This is a genomic window from Pseudomonas sp. EL_65y_Pfl2_R96 (assembly GCF_963970905.1).
GTDB lineage: Bacteria > Pseudomonadota > Gammaproteobacteria > Pseudomonadales > Pseudomonadaceae > Aquipseudomonas.
On sequence record NZ_CAXAQH010000119.1, the window covers coordinates 1 to 742 of the forward strand.

Genomic DNA, 742 nt, shown 5'->3' on the forward strand with positions numbered 1-742 from the left:
ATTTTCCTCAATGCCAACGGGCAGCCGATGACCCGCGACGGATTTGCGTTCCGATTGGCCGAGCACGTCAAGACGGCAGCGACGAAGCAGCCGTCGATCCTTGGGAAGCGCGTCACACCCCACGTGCTTCGTCATTCTTGCGCGATGCACACGCTCGCGGCGACGGGGGACATTCGCAAGGTCGCATTATGGCTCGGCCACGCCAGTATCCAGAGCACCGAGACCTACTTGCGCGCCGATCCAGAAGAGAAGCTGCAGATTCTCGCAGCCCACGGTGCCCCTGCGATCAAGCCGGGGCGCTTCAAGCCGCCTTCCGACGCCTTGATCACAATGCTCACCGACGTTCGAAGGCGGGCCTGACCCGTCTTCGAACACTCCCTCTAACCCGCATATTATCTGGAGTGAAATCATGGAAAACCGAAGGAAACCTGCGTCTCTCGCCGCCACGCTCGACATAAACTGCGACTGCAAAGAATATGTCTAATGTGGAGCTCCACATTACACATACTCGCGAGGAGAGAGATCGATTTCGAGGTCGGCCCGTTCATCTGGACTGAGCGCACCGAGACGCCGGTCGAGAATGGATTCGGCGGTTGTGACGAGTTGCATCACCACGGATTGCCCGTTCTCGAGGTGGTGCTTGGCGGCAGCGATGACCGTTGGCAGCTTCATCGACAGCAGGACCTGACCGAAAAAGCGCTGTTTGGTCGACTCGAACCGTGACCGTGCCGCGGCCTTGGCG

2 protein-coding genes are annotated in these 742 nt (G+C 59.4%); one reads left to right on the top strand and one right to left on the bottom strand.

What is annotated here, in order from left to right:
* On the top strand, positions 1 to 360 hold a 360-nt coding region (locus AACY49_RS29750; protein ID WP_339527761.1), incomplete at its 5' end, for a tyrosine-type recombinase/integrase.
* Between the two features lie 138 nt (positions 361 to 498).
* On the opposite strand, the gene AACY49_RS29755 is transcribed toward AACY49_RS29750, so the two are convergent.
* Positions 499 to 742: hypothetical protein (locus tag AACY49_RS29755; RefSeq protein ID WP_339527763.1), on the bottom strand; the 244-nt coding region annotated here is incomplete at its 5' end.